The organism is Citrobacter arsenatis, from assembly GCF_004353845.1.
GTDB lineage: Bacteria > Pseudomonadota > Gammaproteobacteria > Enterobacterales > Enterobacteriaceae > Citrobacter > Citrobacter arsenatis.
Genome location: NZ_CP037864.1, coordinates 2,637,744 through 2,661,137, shown reverse-complemented (window position 1 = coordinate 2,661,137; position 23,394 = coordinate 2,637,744). Strand labels below are relative to the sequence as shown.

22 protein-coding genes are annotated in these 23,394 nt (G+C 50.8%); 19 read left to right on the top strand and 3 right to left on the bottom strand.

The annotated features are described in order from the left end of the window. Nucleotides 1-139 precede the first annotated feature (139 nt). The 11 genes from E1B03_RS13825 to E1B03_RS13765 all read left to right on the top strand — a co-directional run bounded on the left by E1B03_RS13825 (nt 140) and on the right by E1B03_RS13765 (nt 12,369). Nucleotides 140-691: a fimbrial protein gene (locus E1B03_RS13825; RefSeq protein WP_103770678.1), complete on the top strand. Its 552-nt coding sequence runs from the start codon at nt 140-142 to the stop codon at nt 689-691. A 215-nt stretch (nt 692-906) separates the two neighbouring features. After that, nucleotides 907-1,620, top strand: coding sequence for a fimbrial biogenesis chaperone (locus E1B03_RS13820; RefSeq protein ID WP_103770677.1), 714 nt, complete (start codon nt 907-909; stop codon nt 1,618-1,620). Nucleotides 1,621-1,635: 15 nt separating this feature from the next. Then, nucleotides 1,636-4,137, top strand: a complete 2,502-nt coding sequence (locus E1B03_RS13815; protein WP_133086414.1) for a fimbria/pilus outer membrane usher protein — start codon at nt 1,636-1,638, stop codon at nt 4,135-4,137. Nucleotides 4,138-4,438: 301 nt separating this feature from the next. Beyond that, nucleotides 4,439-5,263, top strand: coding sequence for a fimbrial protein (locus E1B03_RS13810; RefSeq protein ID WP_133086413.1), 825 nt, complete (start codon nt 4,439-4,441; stop codon nt 5,261-5,263). A gap of 76 nt (nt 5,264-5,339) precedes the next feature. Continuing rightward, nucleotides 5,340-6,158, top strand: a complete 819-nt coding sequence (locus E1B03_RS13805) for an EAL domain-containing protein (protein WP_133086412.1) — start codon at nt 5,340-5,342, stop codon at nt 6,156-6,158. Continuing rightward, entirely contained in the window at nt 6,146-6,718 is a 573-nt protein-coding gene (locus E1B03_RS26725; protein WP_133086411.1) for a helix-turn-helix domain-containing protein, read from the top strand. Before E1B03_RS13805 ends, E1B03_RS26725 begins: the two co-directional genes overlap by 13 nt. A gap of 214 nt (nt 6,719-6,932) precedes the next feature. Beyond that, nucleotides 6,933-7,352 carry a translesion error-prone DNA polymerase V autoproteolytic subunit gene (locus E1B03_RS13795; protein WP_103770672.1) on the top strand — a complete coding sequence of 140 codons (420 nt, stop codon included), beginning with the start codon at nt 6,933-6,935 and terminating at the stop codon, nt 7,350-7,352. 2 nt (nt 7,353-7,354) lie between these two features. Beyond that, nucleotides 7,355-8,623 carry a Y-family DNA polymerase gene (locus tag E1B03_RS13790; protein ID WP_133086410.1) on the top strand — a complete coding sequence of 423 codons (1,269 nt, stop codon included), beginning with the start codon at nt 7,355-7,357 and terminating at the stop codon, nt 8,621-8,623. A gap of 461 nt (nt 8,624-9,084) precedes the next feature. Beyond that, nucleotides 9,085-9,360 (top strand): metal/formaldehyde-sensitive transcriptional repressor, encoded by a 276-nt coding sequence (locus E1B03_RS13780; RefSeq protein WP_003833178.1) that lies wholly within the window; start codon nt 9,085-9,087, stop codon nt 9,358-9,360. Nucleotides 9,361-9,392: 32 nt separating this feature from the next. After that, a complete protein-coding gene (locus E1B03_RS13775) occupies nt 9,393-10,511 on the top strand; it encodes an S-(hydroxymethyl)glutathione dehydrogenase/class III alcohol dehydrogenase (RefSeq protein WP_103770669.1) in 1,119 nt (372 codons plus the stop codon). Nucleotides 10,512-10,680: 169 nt separating this feature from the next. Next, nucleotides 10,681-12,369: a methyl-accepting chemotaxis protein gene (locus E1B03_RS13765; RefSeq protein WP_133086409.1), complete on the top strand. Its 1,689-nt coding sequence runs from the start codon at nt 10,681-10,683 to the stop codon at nt 12,367-12,369. Between the two features lie 39 nt (nt 12,370-12,408). On the opposite strand, the gene pcaQ is transcribed toward E1B03_RS13765, so the two are convergent. Next, the gene (pcaQ, locus tag E1B03_RS13760; protein ID WP_003020288.1) at nt 12,409-13,332 is read right to left on the bottom strand and encodes a pca operon transcription factor PcaQ; all 924 of its coding nucleotides are present in this window, start codon (nt 13,330-13,332) and stop codon (nt 12,409-12,411) included. Nucleotides 13,333-13,561: 229 nt separating this feature from the next. Here pcaQ and E1B03_RS13755 point away from each other — a divergent pair, with 229 nt between their 5' ends. From E1B03_RS13755 to rimL, 5 genes are all read left to right on the top strand, one after another. Next, the gene (locus E1B03_RS13755; RefSeq protein ID WP_133086408.1) at nt 13,562-14,464 is read left to right on the top strand and encodes a manganese-dependent inorganic pyrophosphatase; all 903 of its coding nucleotides are present in this window, start codon (nt 13,562-13,564) and stop codon (nt 14,462-14,464) included. Nucleotides 14,465-14,584: 120 nt separating this feature from the next. Next, complete coding sequence (gene hglS / locus E1B03_RS13750; protein WP_103770666.1) at nt 14,585-15,928, top strand: 2-oxoadipate dioxygenase/decarboxylase HglS; 1,344 nt, start codon at nt 14,585-14,587, stop codon at nt 15,926-15,928. Between the two features lie 193 nt (nt 15,929-16,121). After that, a complete protein-coding gene (locus E1B03_RS13745) occupies nt 16,122-17,777 on the top strand; it encodes a glucan biosynthesis protein D (protein ID WP_103770665.1) in 1,656 nt (551 codons plus the stop codon). Nucleotides 17,778-17,944: 167 nt separating this feature from the next. Further along, nucleotides 17,945-18,169 carry an HP1242/YdcH family protein gene (locus E1B03_RS13740; protein WP_043016240.1) on the top strand — a complete coding sequence of 75 codons (225 nt, stop codon included), beginning with the start codon at nt 17,945-17,947 and terminating at the stop codon, nt 18,167-18,169. A 91-nt stretch (nt 18,170-18,260) separates the two neighbouring features. Then, on the top strand, nt 18,261-18,806 hold the full coding sequence (gene rimL, locus E1B03_RS13735) for a 50S ribosomal protein L7/L12-serine acetyltransferase (protein WP_103770664.1): 546 nt from the start codon (nt 18,261-18,263) through the stop codon (nt 18,804-18,806). Here the strand turns inward: rimL and ydcK are convergent. Next, nucleotides 18,798-19,778, bottom strand: coding sequence for a YdcK family protein (gene ydcK / locus E1B03_RS13730; protein WP_133086407.1), 981 nt, complete (start codon nt 19,776-19,778; stop codon nt 18,798-18,800). The genes rimL and ydcK overlap by 9 nt on opposite strands. A 113-nt stretch (nt 19,779-19,891) precedes the next feature. Between ydcK and tehA the strand changes: the two genes are divergently transcribed. From tehA to E1B03_RS13715, 3 genes are all read left to right on the top strand, one after another. Continuing rightward, nucleotides 19,892-20,893 carry a dicarboxylate transporter/tellurite-resistance protein TehA gene (gene tehA / locus E1B03_RS13725; RefSeq protein ID WP_133086406.1) on the top strand — a complete coding sequence of 334 codons (1,002 nt, stop codon included), beginning with the start codon at nt 19,892-19,894 and terminating at the stop codon, nt 20,891-20,893. Then, a complete protein-coding gene (tehB, locus tag E1B03_RS13720; RefSeq protein WP_103770661.1) occupies nt 20,893-21,489 on the top strand; it encodes a tellurite resistance methyltransferase TehB in 597 nt (198 codons plus the stop codon). Before tehA ends, tehB begins: the two co-directional genes overlap by 1 nt. Nucleotides 21,490-21,644: 155 nt before the next feature. Then, nucleotides 21,645-22,319: a DUF3313 domain-containing protein gene (locus E1B03_RS13715; RefSeq protein ID WP_133086405.1), complete on the top strand. Its 675-nt coding sequence runs from the start codon at nt 21,645-21,647 to the stop codon at nt 22,317-22,319. Between the two features lie 37 nt (nt 22,320-22,356). Here E1B03_RS13715 and E1B03_RS13710 read toward each other — a convergent pair whose 3' ends face one another. Continuing rightward, nucleotides 22,357-23,265, bottom strand: coding sequence for a DMT family transporter (locus E1B03_RS13710; RefSeq protein ID WP_133086404.1), 909 nt, complete (start codon nt 23,263-23,265; stop codon nt 22,357-22,359). Between the last annotated feature and the right edge of the window lie 129 nt (nt 23,266-23,394).

The following is a 23,394-nucleotide window of genomic DNA, read 5'->3' as shown; positions in this document are numbered from 1 at the left end:
GTTTTGGGTAAGTTCTCAAGGTTAAATAAGTGTTGATTTAATTTTGAGCTTGTTCATAATCGATTCAGCTTATCATGAGAAGCTATGTTCTCTTTGATATGCGCAACAACTCGTATATATCTTTATCAGGAATATCATAATGAAAAAAATTACCGCTATCGCTGCACTCAGCAGCGTGTTTGCTGTTTCTGTTGTTCAGGCAGCCGGAAATGGCACTATTAACTTTACAGGTGCGGTAAATAACCAGACCTGTAATGCTACCGTTAATGGCGCTACGGGGACGACAGCAGCAGCCGTTACCCTGCCGACCGTTCAGGCTAATGTCCTGGCAGCACAAGGTAATACTGCGGGTCAGACCGCATTTAAAATGGATGTCACGGGATGTGCCGCGACTAATCCGGCCTCAGCTGGAACGGTAAAAGCTTATTTTGAAAAAGGGGCGAATGTAGACAGCAACGGGCGCCTGATTAACACAGCCGCGGGTGGCGCATCGAATGTTGTTCTGGAACTGGTTGACGGTACAGGTAATACGGCGATTAAAGCGGGGGATATCGCCCAAAACACGGGTAACTATGTTGCTATTAGCGGTGGAAACGCCACACTACCATATTCTGTGCGTTACTATGCCACCGGGGCGGCTGGCGCAGGTGCAGTAACATCCAGCGTAACCTATTCCCTGATATATAATTAATTTCAGTAGGCTGCTATTTATATACGATACAGAGATTATCACCAGCAGTATTGTTGCAGATAACTAATGTCTTCTGTTAGCTCAATATAATTATCAGCATTTATCTGATTCAGTAATGTACCGGAAGTTGGCGGATATGATTCACGCCGCCATTTCCGGGCTCTAAAAATATATAAAATAAATTTTATTATTTTTGTTGTTAAGGCAATTATATCATGACCCTGCATCGCTTCTTTTCTTTGGTGGCGTGTTTTCTGGCTGCCGGAATATCAACTGCTTATGCCAGTATACAAATCAGTTCCACCCGTGTGATTTATCATGGCGCGGAAAAGGATGTCAGCATTCAGATAATGAATCCAGGGAAATATCCGGTATTGTTACAGAGCTGGACTGATGATGGTCATCAGGACATCAGACCCGATATCATGCGCACACCGTTTATTCTCACACCGCCTTTGACACGGGTGAATGCTGACGCAGGTCAGACACTGCGCCTGTCTTATACAGGGACGTCACTCCCGCAGGATCGGGAGAGCGTTTACTGGCTTAATGTACTGGAAATCCCTCCTGTAGGTGAAAAAGGTAATAATCAGGTTCAGGTGGCTTTCCGCTCGCGTATCAAGCTGTTTTTCCGGCCAGAGACGCTGAGTGATAAAGGGGCACAAGCAGCCATTTCCCAGCTCCGCTGGCGCGGTGAGGGGAATAACATCACCCTCAGTAACCCTACCGCATATCATGTTTCAGCAGTAGGGATCACTCTCATGCATGGAAGTAAAAAGACGACTGTTCCTGCAGATATGGTGGCTCCGCACAGCAGTGTCAATATAAAGCTACCTTCCGGTGTGATTTCAGATAATGCGGACAGTCTGACTGTCGATGCCATTAATGATTACGGTTCATCTGTCACTGCGTCGGTGAGCCGACTGTAATACCAGGGGACTCTTATGCATAAAACCTTTCTTGCTGAAATGATTTCGGCAGGGCGACCTGTTGCCTGGATATACGCCTCGTTAATGGTATTTCCTGTGATGGCCGCTGAGTCTGGCGCCGGTGATGTGGAGTTTAATACTTCCTTCCTGGACAGCGCCTATACGTCAGATGTTGATCTGAGACAGTTTACTCACGGCAACGGTATGCAGGCCGGGGAATATCTGGTGGATATCTGGCTGAATGACGATCTACTGGCCACACAAAAACTGATCTTCAGTAAACAACCTGATGGACGAGTCGCGGTGTGTATGAACCCGGAGCTGCTGGCTCGTCTGAATGTGATGCCCTCCGCATTGCGTGATACGGAAGCATTGTCCTCCGGGCAGTGTACGCCGGTCGAAAAGATAATTCCTTCTGCACGCCTGACCTGGGACAGCGGCCAGCAGAAACTGGTGGTGGCCATTCCCCAGCAGGACCTGGAAAAAACGGCGCGAGGAACTGTTCCACAGGCGCTGTGGCAGAACGGTAGCCTTGCGGCGTTCGTCGGGTATAACGCCAGCGCCTATCAGTCCCAGTCTGCTGGAGACACGTTTAATTCACAGTATCTGAGTCTCAACAGTGGTTTGAACGTGGGGGGCTGGTTTCTGCGTCATAACGGCAGCCTGACAAATCAGACCGGGAGCGGTAGTCGATATCAAAGCATCAATACCTATATTCAGCATGATGTGACGCCAATCCGTGGCCGTTTTCTGGCAGGACAAGCGAATACATCAGGACGTCTCTTTGATTCGCTGTCCTATACAGGCGTGTCAGTGTTCAGCGATGACCAGATGTTACCGGAATCACAGCGCGGTTATGCCCCGGAAATTCGTGGGATTGCCCGCAGTCACGCGCGGGTAACCGTTAGCCAGGGCGGCAACGTGATTTATGAAACCACAGTACCGGCAGGGGCCTTCGTGATTAATGACCTGTATCCGACCGGCTATGGTGGTGATCTGAGCGTTACGGTGCGGGAGGCGGACGGTAGTGAGAGTACGTTTCTGGTGCCTTATGCCTCTGTGACGGATTTGCTACGTCCGGGCGCATCACGCTACGAAGCGGTGGCAGGGAAATATCGACAACCGGACGGGCGTGACGGCCAGCCTTTTTACCAGGCCACCTGGCAGCAGGGGGTTACTAATATTTTGACGCTGTACGGCGGGATGCAGTTCAGCGACGGCTATCAGGCATACCAGGCCGGTAGTGCAGTCTCCACCCCTCTGGGGGCACTGGCGCTGGATGTGACCCAGGCCAGCACTTCCACGGTCAGGGACAAGCTGAGCGGGCAGAGTTACCGCATCACGTACAACAAACTGGTCTCTGATACGCAGAGCAATATCGCGTTGGCGGCGTATCGCTTCTCCACGCGGGATTATCTGGATTTTGCGCAGGCGATGGAATACCAGAATCTGCAGGAAGGGGCACCGGTTCACAGTGGGTTACTGTACCGGACCAAAAACCGGTACAGCCTGACCCTGAGCCAGGGGCTGGCGGAAGGTTGGGGGACGATCTCGGCAACCGGCCTCTCGCAGAATTACTGGGACCATTCCGGAAACGATATGCAGTATCAGCTGGGGTACACCAACCGCTGGAAACGGCTGAGCTATTCCCTCACGGCCACGCGCAACCGGGCACCACAAGGGAGTATGCAGACCAACTGGCTGGTGTCATTCAGTCTGCCGCTGGGTGATGAGCGCCCGGTGACCTTCAGCTCATCACTGTCGCATGACAGCGGCGGCGGTCTGTCCGAACAGGTTGCGCTTGCAGGAACTGCCGGGGAAAACCAGCAAATGAGCTGGGGTGTGTCAGGCACTCACAGTGAGCAGGATGGTAGTACCGGAAGTGTTAGCGGTCAGTACCTGTCGCCATGGACATCTGTTAACGCCTCTGCTGGCGTCGGGCGGGATAACCATACGTTATCGGCCGGGCTTTCAGGCTCAGTCGTGGCGCATCCACACGGAGTGACGTTCACGCCGTACACCAGTGACACCTGGGTGGTGGTCAATGCTCCGGGAGCCGCAGGGGCGGAAGTCAACAGTTATCCGGGGCTGAAACTTGATCATTGGGGAAATGCCGTGATGCCAGCCTCCATGCCGTATCAGCGTAATCCTGTCAGCCTTGATCCGAAAGGACTGTCCGACAAGGTTGAACTGGAGAGCACCACCATGAACGTCGTTCCGCGAGCCGGGGCAGTCGTTGTGGCGGAATTTGCCACGCAGCAGGGTTATGCGCTGCTGCTGACGCCAGCCCGGGAAGATGCCGGATTGCCATTTGGTGCCACTATCACCGACAGCCAGGGGAATACGGCAGGAATGGTGGGGCAGGGGGGGATGGTTTATGCCCGCGTGAGTAACAAAACGGGGCAGCTGTTTACCACGGTGAACCATGAGGGGAAAGCCAGCACCTGCATTATGCCGTTCAGCGTGGTGGATGACGCGAAAACCATACAGCAGATAACTTATACGTGCAGATATTAATTCCACAAAGCGTATCAATACATCTTATGCGTATAAGGGAGAGAATATGTTCAGACTACTACGTTCCGTAACAGTTTTTTGGGTACTTCGTTTTTTTCTGGTTTGCAGTGTTTTTTTATTATCTACCCAGGCAATGGCGGTGTGTTCCACTGGTGGGCAGTATACGGTGCAGATCCCTCTTCAGGCAGCGACATTTAGCGCCGGGGAAGACTTTCCTACAGGCAGTAATATTCGTGTCCAGCAGGTGCGCGGTTTTTCGACGGTGACTGTTTCTTGCACAAATTCAGGAGCCTATACAAGGATGAGTTTGTTTGGTGGCTCATTATATCCCGGACAGAGTAATATTTATCAGACTGGCATTACTGGACTGGGCGTGCGCTTTCGTAACCCTTACGAAAATAAATATTATCCTTTTAACACTACTTATCTTGGTGGACAAGTTAACGAAGGAGGATGGCTGGATTTCACTATTGAGCTGGTGAAGATGGGACCGATTACCGCAGGTACTGTCAATACGGCGCTTTTCCCTCAGGTCAGAATTGATGCCATGGATGCAGATAATAATCCGGCCAGGGTGGCATGGCACACTGTTACCGGTGGTTTTACCCTGCAGGCACCAACCTGTACTACGCCTAATTTTACCTGGGATCTCGGGACCACTAACACAACGGTGCTGAAAAGTCAGGGTGATGCCAGCGCGTGGGTGGACACGCCCGTAAGACTGGCGGGCTGTTCAGCATTTCTCGGGAATAACAGTAACGGCAGTTATACCCAGTACAATATCGCCGGATTTAACACCGGCAATGTCTCCCAGTCCGGCAGCATTGCGCCCAATAAATTGACCATGACGCTGACGCCAAATACGTCAGCTATTGATTCCGTCAATGGCATTGTGGCACTGGATAACACCTCCACGGCATCAGGTTTTGGAGTGCAGGTGGCATCGAAGCAGTCAGGAACCTATGTCGTCCAGAATCTGTCCGGTAGCATCGTTGTCACGCCTGCTGTGGGTGACAGCAGCGGTTCAGTGAGCTTCCCGCTCGGGGCGAGAATTATCCGGACTAACAGCAGCGTTCAGGGCGGTAAAATCAGCACCAGTCTGACTTACACCATTAATTATCAGTGACCTGTATTTTTGATACCGATCTACGAGATATCTGTTTAAGTCTCGTAGATCGCTCTTCTGCGAAAGATATAACGCCATGATGAACAGATATAAACAAAATTATTTTTGTGAACCTATTTACACAATGACAGGGCGTCTGGTGGCAATGGAGATGTTAACGTCTTTTACCACACCAGATGGAAAAACGTGCTCATACAGTGAAATGGCAGATATTCTGATACCAGAATATAAATGGCTTAATTTCGTGAGGCAGCTGTATTGTATTCGTCGTTGGTATTCCTGGTTTATTAAACAGGAAATTTACCTTTCCTTAAATCTGGATGCAGATACGGCAGTATGGCTTTTACGAGATAAATCCGTGCTTTCGCTTCTGGCGAAAATGCCGTTTATCCGGCTTGAAGTTCATGAACATTTTCCGTCGTCAGAGAAAGAAAAACAGGGATTGCTGAACCATTTGCGCCCGCATGTTGCATTGTGGCTGGATGATGTAGGGTCGGGCAGCCGAAATAATTTCGCATTGCTGATTAGCGGTTTTTTCTGCGGAACAAAAATAGATAAAACTTTTTTCTGGGAGCACCATATTAATGATATTTCAAAACTGAGTAAGGTTATTCGTGATCTAACACGCTATACAGGATTGGTGGTTGTGGAGGGCATAGAAAATCCGACGCATCTGATGTCCCTGTCGGCAAATCCCCACTGTTGGCTACAAGGATATCTGTTCCCGCATATTTCAATTGAGCGTATTTGGGATGTTCCTATGCAGATCAGGTTGTTACCTTCACTGGATGACTCTTGTTCTGCAGAAGTATCCCCGGATAGTACAGGAATAAATCAGGCAGAATCGGCCAACGATTTCTCTGATATGCAAAGGAGCAGAAAATGTATCTTGTAATCACTAAAGATATGATCTTGTTCGATTCGATATCTCGTATTGTCGGGCCGGATAACACAATACACATCTGTCATATAGAAGATATTTGCCTGCAGAGTCATCGTCAGTCATACGTTATTATTGACACGCTAAGAAATAACGTGTTTTACACGGAAATAACTAACAGACTGATTGAAATAGAACCAGAGAGTATTTGCATAATGTCTCCTTTTGGCATTAGAAAATGTATGATAGGAACTCCAGTAACCTTTGTTTCTCGAACTATATCAAAGGAGGCGTTTCAGAACACAGTACTATATGGATATGTTAATTCCTGGCGTCCTGAAATTGTCTTCACCCAAAAGCAGCATCAGGTGATAAGCCTGGTCATGCAGCGGAAGACAGATCGCTATATTGCACAGGAAATGAGTATTTCACTTAAAACACTTTCAATCCATAAATATAATATTATGTTATTGTTGAATATCAGAAAATTTAGTCACCTGTTAACCCATAGATTTGCAGTCTACTTCTGTAATGAAACCACCGGATATCTACTCGCTTCATCCGGGAGTAAATGAAACATGCAACGAAAACATATCAGAGTCAAGGTAGTAACCGTCCACAAGATGATGTGTACGGCAGGTGCTAAAAATCGGAAATTATTTTCCCAGACATCATAAAAGCTTACCGACGAGATGGCTAAACAACGCTCAGTTCGCCACTCTCGTCACTTGATTGCTGCGCTTATTAAAACTACTGTATATAAATACAGTAAATGAGAGGCAGATTATTATGTTGTTTTTCCAGCCTGCGCAACGCCGCGAAATCAAATGCTTACCGCTATTTAGCGATCTTGTGCCTTGTGGTTTTCCTTCTCCGGCGCAGGACTACGTTGAGAAACGTATCGACCTCAATGACCTGCTGGTACGGCATCCCAGCGCAACCTATTTTGTAAAATCATCTGGCGACTCCATGATGGGGGCAGGGATTGGTGAGGGCGATCTGCTGATTGTCGACAGTGCCAGAAAGCCCGCCCATGGAGACATCGTTATTGCCGCCATTGAGGGCGAGTTCACCGTTAAACGCCTGCAATTACATCCGGTTGTGATGCTAAAACCAGAGAACTGCGCCTACGCGCCGATCATGATTGGCAGCGAAGACACGCTGGATATATTTGGCGTGGTGACATTTATCGTTAAAGCAGCGGGCTGATTATGTTTGCACTGGTAGATGTTAATTCGTTTTATGCCAGCTGCGAGTCGGCATTCCGGCCCGACCTGAAGGGCAAGCCTGTTGTCGTTCTTTCAAATAACGATGGTTGCGTCATTGCCAGTAGCGCGGAGGCGAAGGCGCTTGGCGTTAATATGGGGGCTCCATACTTCAAACAGAAAGATCTGTTCAGGCGCTACGGCGTGTTCTGTTTTAGCTCAAACTACGAGCTGTATGCGGATATGAGCAGCAGGGTGATGTCCATTCTGGAGGAGCTATCTCCACGCGTGGAGATATACAGTATTGATGAAGCCTTTTGCGATTTAACGGGCGTGCGAAACTGCCGGGATCTTACGGATTTTGGTCGGGAAATCAGAGCAACTATTTTACAGAAAACACGTCTCACGGTTGGGGTCGGCATCGCCCAGACCAAAACGCTGGCCAAACTGGCAAATCATGCTGCCAAAAAGTGGCAGGAACAGACCGGCGGAGTCGTGGATCTCTCAAATATTGAACGTCAGCGTAAGCTGATGGCTGCACTTCCGGTTGATGAAGTCTGGGGCATCGGACGCCGTATCGGCAAGAAACTGGACGCCATGGGCATCAAAACGGTCCTCGATCTGGCGGATACCGATATTCGCTTTATTCGTAAACATTTCAACGTCGTGCTTGAGCGCACCGTACGGGAATTGCGCGGTGAGCCTTGCCTGGCGCTGGAAGAGTTTGCGCCGGTTAAGCAGGAAATTATCTGCTCAAGATCGTTTGGTGAGAAACTTACGGATTACAACGCCATGAGGGAGGCCATTTGTACCTATGCTTCACGAGCGGCGGAAAAGCTGCGCAGAGAACACCAGTACTGCCGGTTTATCTCTACGTTTATCAAAACCAGCCCGTTTGCACTGAGTGAACCCTATTACGGCAACAGCGCATCGATAAAACTGCTGACGCCAACTCAGGACAGTCGGGAAATAATTGGTGCAGCAACGCGTAGTCTGGATGCAATATGGCGAGATGGGCTGCGTTATCAAAAAGCCGGAGTCATGCTGGGAGATTTTTTTAGCTCTGGCGTTGCCCAACTGAATCTTTTTGATGACAACGCCCCGCGGTGTAACAGCGATAAACTAATGGATGTACTGGATACGCTGAATGCTGAAAAGGGGAAAGGAACGATCTATTTTGCCGGACAAGGTATACAGCAACCGTGGGCGATGAAGCGAGATATGCTTTCGCCACGTTACACCACGAGATACAGTGACTTACTGCGGGTTGGGTAGTGATTTCACTCACTTCCCCTACCACTCTCCTCAATTTGGTGGTTTTTTTTGTGTAAAAGACACATAAATAATAACACAAGAAATAGCCACCACATAAAATAGCCACAGCAGGGATGTGATGAGCGTATCTCTTAAATCAAATTCAATGTCATGTATTTTATCTCCGCGGATTAACAGCGCAAACATGATGACAACCCCTACGACGTATATAGCTAAATAATGATAAAAAGTCATATTTACTCTTGTTATTTTAATTATTGGATCTCCCCTAATTTTACGCACTATATCCACATAATTAAAGTTAGTATTACAGAACTATTCATCTATGATTCGTCTGTTCAAAACACTCATCACCCCTGTAAAACGGGCGTTATACTCATTAGCTAATATGAGTAAACCTAATGTTTTACATATATACAAAATCACTGATACTATAGGGGGGTATAGTTTTTGGAGGGCGTATGCCGCATTCACCCGAAGATAAAAAACGCATTCTCACCCGCGTACGCCGTATTCGCGGCCAGGTTGATGCGCTTGAGCGCGCGCTGGAATCCGGCGAGCCGTGCCTGGCTATCCTGCAGCAAATTGCCGCCGTGCGCGGCGCGTCCAATGGCCTGATGGGCGAAATGGTTGAGATCCACCTGAAAGACGAACTGGTCAGCGGGGAAACTACGCCAGACCAGCGTGCCGTGCGCATGGCTGAAATCGGCCATCTTCTGCGTGCTTATCTAAAATAACACCATCACCTCGCAATAATGGGAAGAGACAAATGAAATCACGTGCAGCAGTTGCATTCGGCCCCGGCCAACCGTTAAAAATTGTCGAAATCGACGTCGCACCGCCAAAGAAAGGTGAAGTGCTGGTTAAAATTACCCACACTGGCGTGTGTCATACTGACGCTTTCACGCTCTCTGGCGACGATCCGGAAGGTGTGTTCCCGGCGGTACTTGGCCATGAAGGCGGCGGCGTTGTGGTTGAAGTGGGTGAAGGCGTCACCAGCCTGAAGCCGGGCGATCATGTGATCCCGCTGTACACCGCAGAATGTGGCGAGTGTAAGTTCTGTAAATCGGGTAAAACTAACCTGTGTCAGGCCGTACGCGCGACCCAGGGCAAAGGTTTAATGCCGGATGGCACGACGCGCTTCTCGTATAACGGCGAGCCGATTTATCACTATATGGGCACCAGCACCTTCAGCGAATACACCGTTTGCGCGGAAATCTCTCTGGCGAAGGTTAACCCGCAGGCTCCGCTGGACAAAGTGTGTCTGCTGGGTTGTGGTGTGACCACCGGTATTGGCGCAGTTCACAACACCGCAAAAGTGAAAGAAGGCGATACCGTAGCCGTATTCGGTCTGGGCGGTATTGGTCTGGCGGTCATTCAGGGCGCGGTGCAGGCGAAAGCCGGGCGTATTTTGGCCGTTGATACCAATCCGGAAAAATTTAAGCTGGCAGGTGAAATGGGCGCGACCGATTTCATCAATCCGAAGGATTACGACAAACCGATTCAGGATGTGATTGTCGAGCTTACCGACGGCGGCGTGGACTTTAGCTTTGAATGTATCGGTAACGTTAACGTGATGCGCGCGGCGCTGGAATGCTGCCATAAAGGATGGGGCGAAAGCATCATCATTGGCGTGGCGGGTGCAGGGCAAGAGATCAAAACGCGTCCGTTCCAACTGGTTACCGGGCGCGTCTGGCGTGGTTCCGCGTTTGGCGGCGTGAAGGGGCGTACTCAGCTTCCTGGCATGGTTGAAGATGCAATGAGTGGGAAAATTCAGTTGGATCCCTTTATTACCCACCGTTTGCCGCTGGAGCAAATTAACGAAGCGTTTGATTTAATGCATCAGGGTAAGTCCATCCGTACCGTTATCCACTTTGGCGATAACTGATTCATTGGCCAGCGGATTTCACCGCTGGCACTTTCCTGAATTTTTTAGAATTATGTTGTGAAAGTGTGACGAATCCGGCGCTTTTCGCGGTAAGTAAACTTCCCGGATTGCCGATGACTATCTAACGGGCGTGTTTTCACGCATAAACCCTACAAGAGAGTCGACGGTCATGGACAACACTACATCGATGCAAGCCCAGCATAAACTGGGCTTTTTGCATCAAATCCGGCTGGTTCCGCTGTTTTCCTCCATTCTCGGTGGCATCCTTCTGCTGTTCGCCTTAAGTTCCGGACTGGCCAGTTATTTTCTTATGCAGGCCGATCGCGATCAGCGCGACGTGACCGATGAGATTCAGGTCAGGATGGGGTTATCTAACAGCTCTAACCACTTACGCACCGCACGTATCAACATGATCCACGCCGGCGCGGCGAGCCGTATTGCCGAAATGGATGACATGAAGGCCAATATTGCCGAGGCGGAAAAACGGATTAAGCAGTCGCAGGACGGTTTCAATGCTTATATGTCACGTGCGGTAAAAACGTCTGCCGATGAAGCGTTAGATGCGAAACTGAGCGCCAGCTTCAAAGCCTATACCGACGGCTTACAGCCTATGCTGAAGTATGCTAAAAACGGCATGTTTGAAGCGATCATCAACCATGAAAATGAACAGGCCAGGCCGCTGGACTCTGCTTACAACAAGGTGTTGTTAAAAGCGATCGACATCCGTACCGCAAGGGCGAATCAGTTAAGCGAACAGGCGCACCAGCGTACCCAGCTCGGCATGGCCTTTATGCTGGGCGCATTCGTTCTTGCGCTAGCGCTGACCGTGATGACGTTCATTGTTCTGCGCCGCACCGTCATTCATCCTCTACTGCGCGCAGCCCAGCGTATTGAGCAAATTTCCGCGGGCGATCTGACCATGCAGGAGGAACCGACCGGGCGCAGTGAAATTGGTCGTCTGAGCCGCCATCTGCAAACAATGCAACGATCGCTTGGGAAAACGGTGGGTACGGTACGTCAGGGGGCGGAAGAAATTTATCGCGGTACCAGTGAGATTTCTGCGGGGAATACCGATCTGTCTTCACGAACCGAACAACAGGCCGCGGCGATAGAACAAACGGCGGCCAGCATGGAAGAACTGACGGCCACGGTGAAGCAAAACGCCGACAACGCACATCATGCGAGCAAGCTGGCGGAAGATGCTTCCGGCAAGGCCAGTCGGGGCGGTCAGATGGTTTCTGGCGTGGTCAAAACCATGGGCAATATCTCAACGAGTTCGAAGAAAATATCCGAAATCACCGCCGTGATTAACAGCATTGCTTTTCAGACCAATATTCTGGCGCTGAACGCCGCGGTCGAAGCGGCGCGGGCAGGAGAGCAGGGACGTGGGTTTGCCGTCGTAGCCAGTGAAGTGCGCACGCTGGCAAGCCGCAGCGCCCAGGCGGCAAAAGAGATTGAAGGATTGATCAGCGAATCGGTCCGACTGATTGATCAGGGCTCCGGAGAAGTCGTCGCGGCGGGCAATACGATGACGGATATTGTCGATGCGGTAAAACGCGTCACGGACATTATGCTGGAAATTGCTGCAGCCTCTGATGAGCAGAGCCGGGGTATCGTACAGGTGAGCCAGGCGATTTCAGAAATGGATAAGGTTACGCAGCAAAATGCCTCGCTGGTTGAAGAAGCATCGGCTGCGGCGGCCTCTCTTGAAGAGCAGGCAGCACGCTTAACGCAGGCTGTTGGCACATTCCGTTTAACGGGAACAAGCGCGATTAAACGCGCTCCTGTGACAACAATGCCTGACCATTCACGCCCGCAGGCGGCAACGGCCAGTGGCGATAACTGGGAAACGTTTTAACCATAAATTTAAGGGACCTGGTGGTCCCTTTTTTTGGCATCAAAACGGTACAGTTTTGCGTATTGCGGCGATAAGGATCTGCGCAGCCTGAGAGAGTTGCACATCGACACGGGTAAGAATACCGATGGGTTCACCCGCACCGTGGGTGGGAATCGGTAATGACACCAGCGTCGCCTGGCGTAAATCTTCTCTAACCGCGCCTGAAGGGACAAACCATACATAGTCGTAATCAACCGTCAGTTGGCGGGAGAGCGACGCTGACAGCGTTTCAATACAGCCAGGCGGCATTTTACAGCCCTGACTTTGCAACAATGCCTCTGCGTGCTGGCGAGGTGCGGTTCCTTTGGGCGAAACCACCACCGGCCATTCCATGACCCGGCTCAGCGTGATGGTTTCTTGCAACAACGGGTGGTTAGGGCGCACAACCAGTTTGAGCGATTCCAGAAACAATAATTCGTAGTTCAGACCGACCATCAATTCCGGATCGGCCATACGGCCAATGCCGAGGTCAATTTCCCCTGACTTTAAACCCGCCAGGATCATGGGATTACTCATGGTGGCAACCTGCAGCGTGGTTTCCATTTGCTGCTTATGGAACGGGCCAATGACCGCCGGCAGAATGCCCAGTGCCGCCGTGGGTAAGGCGCCAATCCGTACGACATCAGTTTGCGACTCTTCTCGCTGGTTTAACGCTTGTCCGGCGGTGTTAAGCGCATCCAGCACTCTAACCGCATGGGTAAGAAACTGCTCTCCGGGCAGCGTTAACTGCGCGCCAAGGCGGCCACGCTCAAAGAGCCGGGTTCCGGTCAGTTGCTCCAGTTCATTTAGCGTTTTGGAGAGAGCCGGTTGGCTCAGGTTAAGGGTCTCAGCCGCGCGCCCCAACGTTCCCTGCTGTGCAACGGCGACAAAAGTATGAAGGTGGCGCAAGCGAATGCGCTGATTGAACAGAACATTTTTTTCCATAAGCGATGTTAAAAACAGAGCCGTATCGGTGACAAGTGAAGTTGTTCGTTTTTGATAACTTGATAGCAAAATATTATTAACATTTATCATGTTTTACTTACAACTAATTTATTTTGCTTATGTTTTGTACAGGCTACTGGCGGGTGGGATCATGGAAGGGAGTGGGTCCAGTCGATATACTGTAGTTATTGTTTGCTTTTGAACCATTATCTTCACAAGGCACTGATTAATGATACATGTAATAGGGCACCTTAATCCCGACAGCGATGCCATTTGTACCGCCGCCATGACGGCGCGTTGGCTTACTTTACGTGGCCAGCAGGCAACGGCATGGCGTCTGGGCGAACCGAACCGCGAAACGCAGTTTATCTTTGAGCATGCGGGGCTGACGATGCCTGAACGGTTGACGTTCGAGCTGACCGATAGTGATGTCTGGCTGGTCGATTTTACCGAGCCAGCTCAGGGACCGGAATCGCTGACGGAAAGTAACGTGGTGGGAATTATCGATCATCACCGACTTGGTGGATTAGTAACTCGTCTGCCGCCAGAAGTGTGGGTGAAGCCAGTCGGCAGTAGCGCGACGCTGTTATGGCAACTGATGACGGAAGATGAGCGCAGCCAGCTGTCTGCCGCTGAGGCCGTTTTACTGCTGGGTGCCGTGCTGAGTGACACTGTCACGCTCAGGTCGCCAACGACCACCTCTGACGATCGTCTGGCAGTGGATGCGCTGGCTCAAAAAACCGGTGTGGATCTTGACGCGTTTAGTCGTGACCTGCTGTCTGCCAAAACGAGCGTGGAAGGGATGAGCGCCCGCGAACTTCTGCAAAAAGACATTAAAACTTTCACCATCCATGGACATTCGGTCTGTGTGGCGCAGCTTGAACTGTATGCGTTGCAACAGGTAGACGCGGTGCTGGACGATCTCCGTCTGGAAATGACGCGTTATGCAGAGGAGAAGGATGCCGCACTGGTAGTCCTGATGCTCACCGACATCAATCTGGGCGACACCAGCCTGTGGTTTGCCGGTTCTGAGCTTTCAGACATCCCGCAACCCTGCAAAGTAGAAGGTATGCTTAGCCGTAAAAAACAGATGCTGCCCTGGCTGGAAAGTCATTTAAAACCACGCCAGTAGGTTCTGTTCACTGTCTGCATGGGTGGGAAGTTTACGCGGGGTCACACTTTGTAAATTCTTCCCACCGGAGTCAGCGGCGTTTTCTACACTCCAGGTAATATTCACTGGAGGCATGACATTATGGCGAACACCATCACGGCAGATGAGATTCGGGAACAATTTTCGCAGGCAATGTCAGCAATGTACCAGCAGGAAGTCCCGCAATATGGCACGTTGCTGGAACTTGTCGCTGATGTGAATCTGGCGGTACTGGAAAATAATCCGACGCTGCATGAAAAACTGGCTAATGCGGATGAACTGGCCCGGCTAAACGTTGAGCGCCACGGTGCTATTCGGGTGGGTACTGCGCAGGAGCTTTCTACGCTGCGCCGGATGTTTGCCATTATGGGCATGTATCCGGTGAGTTATTACGACCTCTCCCAGGCCGGCGTCCCCGTACATTCCACCGCATTTCGTCCCATCGACGATGCGTCGCTTTCACGCAACCCGTTTCGGGTATTCACCTCGTTATTACGGCTCGAATTAATCGAAAACGCCGCGCTGCGGCAGAAGGCCGCAGAGATCCTTGCAAAGCGCGATATTTTCACCCGTCGCTGTCATGAACTGCTGGATGAGTTTGATGCGCAGGGCAGTTTTACGACTGAGCAGGCGCAGGAGTTTGTGCATGAAGCGCTGGAAACTTTCCGCTGGCATCAGCATGCCACGGTCGATGAGGCGACCTATCACGAATTGCACAACGAACACCGGCTGATTGCCGATGTGGTGTGTTTCCCCGGTTGCCATATCAACCATCTGACGCCGCGTACGCTGGATATCGACCGGGTGCAGTCGATGATGCCGGAATGCGGCATTGAACCCAAAATACTGATTGAAGGGCCGCCGCGCCGCGAGGTGCCCATTTTATTGCGTCAGACCAGCTTCAAAGCGCTGGAAGAGCCCGTGTTGTTTGCCGGTGAAATGCGCGGTACTCACACGGCGCGTTTTGGCGAAATCGAACAGCGCGGCGTGGCCCTGACGCCAAAAGGCAGAGCATTGTACGACGAATTGCTGAATAACGCGGGAACGGGAAAAGACAATCTGACGCACCAGTTACATCTTCAGGAAGTATTCAAGGCTTTCCCGGACAGCGAATTCCTGCTGCGCCAGCAGGGGCTTGCCTGGTTCCGCTATCGTCTGACGCCGTCGGGTGAAGCGCATCGGCAGGCGATTCGTCCTGATGACGACCCGCAGCCGCTCATTGAGCGGGGCTGGCTGGTTGCGCAACCCATCACCTACGAAGATTTTTTACCGGTGAGCGCCGCGGGCATCTTCCAGTCGAATCTAGGGAATGAAACGCAGGCTCGTAGCCACGGTAATTCCAGCCGTGACGCGTTTGAACAGGCGCTGGGCTGTGAGGTTTATGATGAGTTTGCGTTGTATCAGGAGGCGCAAGATCGAAGTAAACGTCGGTGTGGTTTACTTTAATTGAATTTACATGGGATTCGGTCTGTTCCCATCGACATAAAATATTTTCGATTTTGTACAGATAATCGGCGACCAACAATTGGATTATTAATGAATTTTGTCTAGAGTGAGCGGTCAGAAATGTGCACTCTCTTGCCGCAGATTTTGACCGGCGCGGGACCATTTACACGACCAGAAGGACTCACTTTCAGGCATGAATCGCAGACGATTTATTAAAGGTTCAATGGCAATGGCCGCCGTGTGCGGAACCAGTGGTATTGCATCACTCTTTTCCCGCGCCGCCTTTGCGGCAGAGTCTGACATTGCAGACGGAAAAACCGTACGTTTTGATTTTTCCGTTCTGCAATCGATGGCCCACGACTTAGCACAGAAACCCTGGGGCGGCGCACCGCGCGCATTACCGGACACGTTGGCGAAACTGACGCCGCAGGCTTACAACAGCATTCAATATGACGCAGAGCAATCTCTGTGGAACAATGTTGAAAATCGTCAGCTTGATGCGCAGTTCTTCCATGTGGGAATGGGATTTCGTCGTCGGGTTCGCATGTTCTCGGTCGATGGCAGTACGCATATGGCGCGTGAAATCCATTTCCGTCCGGAACTGTTTAAATACAACGATGCGGGCGTGGATACCAAACAGCTGGAAGGGCAGACCGACCTCGGATTCGCCGGATTCCGCGTATTTAAAGCGCCAGAACTGGCCCGCCGCGATGTGGTTTCTTTCCTCGGCGCCAGCTACTTCCGCGCCGTGGATGACACCTACCAGTACGGTTTATCGGCTCGCGGTCTGGCGGTAGATACCTACACCGACAGTAAAGAAGAGTTTCCTGATTTCACCGCCTTTTGGTTCGAAACGGTTAAACCGGGCGCAACCTCCTTTACCGTGTATGCGCTTCTCGACAGCCCAAGCGTAACCGGTGCATTCAAATTCGTTATCCACTGCGAGAAAACGCAGGTGATTATGGATGTACAAAACCATATCTATGCGCGCAAAGACATCAAGCAGCTCGGCATTGCGCCGATGACCAGCATGTTCAGCTGCGGCAACAATGAACGTCGGATGTGCGACACTATTCACCCGCAAATTCATGACTCCGATCGCCTGGCGATGTGGCGGGGCAACGGCGAGTGGATCTGCCGCCCGCTGAATAACCCACAAAAACTGCAGTTTAACGCCTATACCGATAACAACCCGAAAGGGTTTGGCTTGCTGCAGCTCGATCGCGACTTCTCCCATTACCAGGACATCATGGGCTGGTACAACAAGCGTCCAAGCCTGTGGGTCGAACCGCGTAACCAGTGGGGCAAGGGGACCATCGGCCTGATGGAGATCCCGACCACCGGCGAAACGCTGGATAACGTCGTCTGCTTCTGGCAACCGGAGAAGTCGATCAAAGCCGGCGATGAGCTGGAATTCAAATATCGCCTGTACTGGAGCGCGCAGCCGCCGGTGCGTTCGCCGCTGGCACGCGTGATGGCGACTCGTACAGGCATGGGCGGCTTCCCGGAAGGATGGGCGCCGGGCGAGCACTACCCGGAAAAATGGGCGCGCCGTTTTGCCGTTGATTTTGTTGGTGGCGATCTGAAAGCTGCCGCGCCGAAGGGCATTGAACCGGTAATTACGCTCTCCAGCGGTGAAGCGAAACAGATTGAGATCCTCTACGTGGAGCCTATCGACGGCTACCGTATCCAGTTTGACTGGTATCCGACCTCTGACTCAACCGACCCGGTAGATATGCGTATGTTCCTGCGTTGTCAGGGCGATGCCATCAGCGAAACCTGGCTGTATCAGTACTTCCCGCCAGCACCAGATAAACGCCAGTACGTTGACGACCGCGAGATGCGTTAATTACTCCCTTTACGGCTCTCCTGATGGGGAGCCGTATCTGCAATCCTCCCCATAACGGCTCTGTACACTATTTACTCGATCCTGTTCGCATTTTTCTGTATGGCAAATGGGTACTCTGTGAGTGTGTATTTCTTATACACGTTCTTGTCCACTAACAGGGAGAAAGTATGTTTCCAGAATACAGAGACCTTATTTCCCGACTGAAAACCGAGAACCCTCGCTTTCTGTCCTTATTCGAAAAACACAACAGCCTTGATCATGAGATCTCCAGACTGGAAGGTTCGGATGGTCGGGGGTATAGTTTGGACATTGTTCGCCTTAAGAAACAGAAACTCCACCTGAAGGAAGATCTGCTCAAAATATTGCAAAAAGAGAGTGTCAGCGAGAGCTAAGTAAGACGGCACTTGCTGTGTAAAAGGGCTTCCAAAAGGGAAGCCCTTCCTGTTTTTATTTAATGAGCTTAACCAGCATAACGGAATGAATATGTCAGAAGTGATTACCATCAATGACACGTTAGAACTGCGTGCCGTAGAAGAGCAACACGTCACGTCCCTGCATCAGTTGGTGCTTAAAAATAAAACCTGGCTTCAACAGTCGCTAAACTGGCCGCAGTTTGTTGACTCTGAGGAAGACACCCGCAAGAACGTGCAGGGCAATATGATGCTGCACCAGCGCGGTTACGCCAAAATGTTCCTTATTTTTGCGCAACAGCATGTGGTGGGCGTCATCTCATTTAACCAGATAGAACCGCTGAACAAAGCGGCTTATATCGGCTACTGGCTGGATGAGGAGCATCAGGGCAAAGGCATCATGACCCAGGCGTTACAGGCATTAATTCATCATTACGCGCAGCGTCAGGAGATCCGCCGCTTTGTGATTAAATGTCGTGTAGACAACGTTGAGAGCAACCAGGTGGCGCAGCGTAATGGCTTTCAACTGGAAGGGTGCATGCAACAGGCGGAGTTCCTTAACGGTGATTACCATGATGTGAATCTCTACGCCCGTATCATTGATGGCGGCTCAGAATAAACCGGCGATAGGCGTGCGCGTAATGCGTTGTTCACCGTTAATTACCTTCGGTCCGCGTAGGTGAATTGCATCGCCATCAAACGCTTCGATATGCGCCTGGCCGGTTATCTCAATATGATGCTCGATCAACACCTCGCCCAGCACGCAGGCGTGGCCTTCAATCAGGATATGACCGTCAAGCTGGAGCGGCCCACCGCGTAATTGTGCATGACCGCCGACCAGCACGTGGTGTTTCAGCACGCAGTTACCTTCGACCACCGCATGTTCCGCCACCTGTGAGCTGTAGCGCAGGGTGGGAATGGCATCTTCATCGGTCCCGGCGACGACGCGCGCATGGCCGTAGACTTTGGCACAATCGCAAATCCAGACATTGTTTTCTTCATTACCTTCCACTTGGGCGAAATCAAAAACTTCCGCCCGATGCTCAATAAAGGCGTAGTTAATTTTCGCATCGCCATAAATCTGCGCCTGATGTACTACACGCGAGTGGCTTACGATTGCGCGATCGTAAATTTGCAGAAGCTGGTCGCTTTCACGGGTTAGCCCCCTGGCGGCGATGATTTCACAGCCACACATAATGCGTGCTTCGCCGAAGAGAAGGCACTCACCGCGTACCACTGAGTCCTGGATGGTGACGTTGTCACGTATTTGTGCGTTATGGCTGATTTCAGCCCGGTCAATCCACACGGCATCGCCAATCTGTGCGCCATCTCTGACCACGCTGGGCTGGGTAATGCGTGCGTTTCCTGTAATCGTCGCCCCGGCAAACGCGAGCGCGTTTTCATCGTAAATCCAGCAATCGCCGCTTTGCGACAACACGCTTTCGTCATCAATCCAGCCGCCCGGTGTACCGGCCTGGACATCATTAAAATCAGTGAGCGCAATTATTTGGCGTAGTAATACGCTTTTTTTATTGCCATTATCCTGGTAACTAAAGGAGCGAGGCTCATCGCCCAGACGATATTTGGTCATAGCTCATTTCCATGTGGCGCACCTTAGTTAAACGTAGCAAAGTTTTCCGCACTGGCTAAATCGGCGGAAATTCCATAAAATGCATTTCAAATATACTTTAAAAAATAAACAAAATGAGTAAGAACAAACAGAGTGAGCGGGTCCTCAATCTTCCGGCCGGTTATTTTGGCATGGTACTAGGCATCATCGGGATGGGATTCGCGTGGCGTTATGCCAGCCAGGTGTGGCCAGTGAGCCACTGGGTTGGCGACGGTTTAGTGATCCTCGCCATGGTCATTTGGGGGTTGCTGACGCTGGCCTTTCTGAGCCGTTTACTGCGTTTTCCGCATAGCGTATTGGCCGAAATTCGTCACCCGGTGATGAGTAGCTTTGTCAGTCTGTTTCCGGCCACCACGATGCTGGTCGCGATTGGATTTGTTCCGTGGTATCGACCGCTGGCGATTGGGTTGTTCAGCATTGGCGTGGTCATACAGCTGGCATACGCAGCCTGGCAAACGGCAGGGTTGTGGCGCGGTGCGCATCCAGAGGAAGCCACCACGCCGGGTCTGTATCTGCCAACCGTCGCCAATAACTTTATCAGCGCAATGGCCTGTGGAGCGCTTGGTTTCAATGACGCAGGAATGGTGTTTTTGGGCGCAGGTGTATTTTCCTGGCTCAGCCTGGAGCCGGTGATTCTGCAACGTTTACGCAGCTGCGGCGAGCTGCCTGCAGTTTTACGTACTTCACTTGGCATTCAACTGGCGCCTGCGCTGGTCGCCTGCAGCGCCTGGCTTAGCGTCAACGGCGGCGAGGGCGATACGTTAGCCAAAATGCTGTTTGGTTATGGTCTACTGCAACTTCTGTTCATGCTACGCCTTATGCCGTGGTATTTGTCACAACCATTTAATGCGTCTTTCTGGAGCTTCTCGTTTGGCGTGTCTGCCCTGGCGACAACAGGGCTGCATCTGGGACACGGCAGCGAATCAGGATTCTTCCATACGCTGTCGATCCCGCTGTTTATTTTTACCAATTTTATCATTGCATTATTACTGGTACGTACGTTTGCACTGCTGATGCAGGGAAAACTGCTCATCCGCACCGAGCGTGCTGCATTACTGAAATCTGAGGATAAATAATGACCCTTTGCGACGAAAACTACTTTACTGAGAAATACGATTTAACCCGTACGCATTCTGATGTCGTTGAAGCGGCAAAAATTGTTAAACCAGGCAAAACGTTAGACCTGGGTTGCGGTAACGGCCGTAACAGCCTGTACCTTGCAGCAAACGGTTATGACGTGACGGCATGGGATAAAAATCCCATGAGCATCGCTAATCTTGAACGGATCAAAGCGGCTGAAGGGCTGACTAATCTGCAGGCGAATGTTGCGGACCTCAACGCATTACGCTTTGATGGTGAATATGATTTTATTCTTTCTACCGTTGTGCTGATGTTCCTTGAAGCCAAAACTATCCCTGGCCTTATTGAAAATATGCAGCGTTGCACCAAACCGGGTGGATATAACTTAATCGTTGCGGCGATGGATACTGATGATTTCCCGTGCACCGTTGGTTTCCCGTTCGCGTTTAAAGCCGGAGAATTACGCAATTATTACAGCGGGTGGGATCTGCTGAAATATAACGAAGATGTGGGCGAACTTCATCGTACGGATGAAAACGGTAATCGAATTAAACTGCGCTTTGCCACAATGCTGGCACGCAAAACTGCCTGAGGCACCCGTTTGGGTTAACTCTTTCTGCGTTCAGCATTTTTTGAGCTGAACGCAGAGATAAAATTGTGCGGTGCTTACCATTTTTAGTACATCCAAAATGAAACTGTTTTGCTATCCTTTTTAGGCATCATTGCGAAAACTAAAGGGATCGTTTCATGCGTACTCAAACTTTATTTAAAGTTGCAGTGCTTACTGGCTTGTTGGCATTATCCGGCTGTGCGTCAAAAGTGACCGAGCCGGATAAATATTCTGGGTTTTTAAAAAATTACTCTGATCTGAAGGAAACAAAATCAGCATCGGGACAAACGGTACTCCGTTGGGTTGATCCGAGCTACAACGAATCCAAATATGACAACATTGTTTATAACCCGGTAACGTATTATCCGGTTCCTAAACCTACTACGCAGGTAGGGCAGCAGGTTCTTGATCAACTGCTGAGCTATACCAATACACAGTTGAAATCCGCCATCAGCAAGCGTAAGCCTCTGGTTACGACCCCCGGACCGCGTAGCCTGATTTTCCGCGGAGCGATTACCGGCGTTGCGACCAGCAAAGAAGGGCTGCAGTTCTATGAAGTGGTCCCGGTTGCGCTACTCGTTGCAGGAACGCAAATGGCGACGGGCCACCGTACCATGGATACCAACCTCTATTTCGAGGGTGAGTTGATTGATGCGGCGACCAATAAACCAGTGATTAAGGTCGTACGTAAGGGTGAAGGCAAGGACCTGAACAACGAAAGCACGCCGATGGCGTTCGAGACGTTGAAGAAAGTTGTTGATGACATGGCGACCGATGCCACCATGTTTGACGTGAATAAAAAACCACAATAAGAATGACGGACGCACCATCTTTGGATGGTGCGTTTTTTTATGCCGTCCGGCGTCGATATAATAGTTTCCCCATCAGCGCTTCTGGTCTGGCAAACATCACCAGATTTCCAAGTAAAATCAACACTAAACCAGCAATCGCGTTAACCTGCCAGACGTATCCTTCATATAATGTTGATAGCGTCAGCGCGACCAGCGGGAAAAGCAGCGTACTGTATGCCGCCTTACTGGGACCAATGCGACCGACTAGTGTGAAATAAGCACCGAAGGCAATTACCGAACCAAAAATAGCCAGATACAACAGCGCGCTAAGATAGCTGAATGTCCACTGCGGCGTGAAGTTGTCACCGCGCACCAGCGCAATAGCGGCGATCAGCAACGTACCGTACAGCATGGCCCAGCTGTTGGTTGTTAACACTTCCAGCCCTTTTTTCTGGTGACGCAGGCTGATCATATTTCCCAATGAGAAACCGAAGGTTCCCAGAGCGCTCAAACCGATACCCAGCAGCAGTGAATGATTAAACCCGCTGTTGAGCAAATCCTGCCAGAACAGAGTCACAATGCCCGTCAGTCCCAGACCGGCTGCAATATAGAAGCGCAGCGGTGGTTTTTGCCCAAAAAAGATGAAGCTATTGACCGCATTGAACAGGACGGCCATTGAGAAAATCACCGATTCCAGGCCGGTGTTAATCCACGCCGCAGCCGTATAAAAGCACCAGAAATTGAAGCAAAAAACACATCCGCCTTGTAACAGGCAAAACAGATGATCGCGGCCAGACAATTTGCGTAATTTACCGCCTGCCAGCAGGATAACTATCATCACCGAACTGGCTACGGCAAAGCGCCAAAAAATAGAAACCGGCGCAGAAACCGGGCCTTGTTGCAAATAAATCGCAATCCATGTCGTTCCCCAAATGACCACCACCAGACAGTACAACAGTGCGTTCATATGACTCTCTCTTTTTGTATTCAGGTTCACACTGTGTCATGTCTGGCGGCAGGCGGCTTTCATCGGCTTGCGGCGGACTTGCAAAATCTTGCGCTTTTTTAGCGTAAAAGCGAAAAGGCAGCTGTTAAC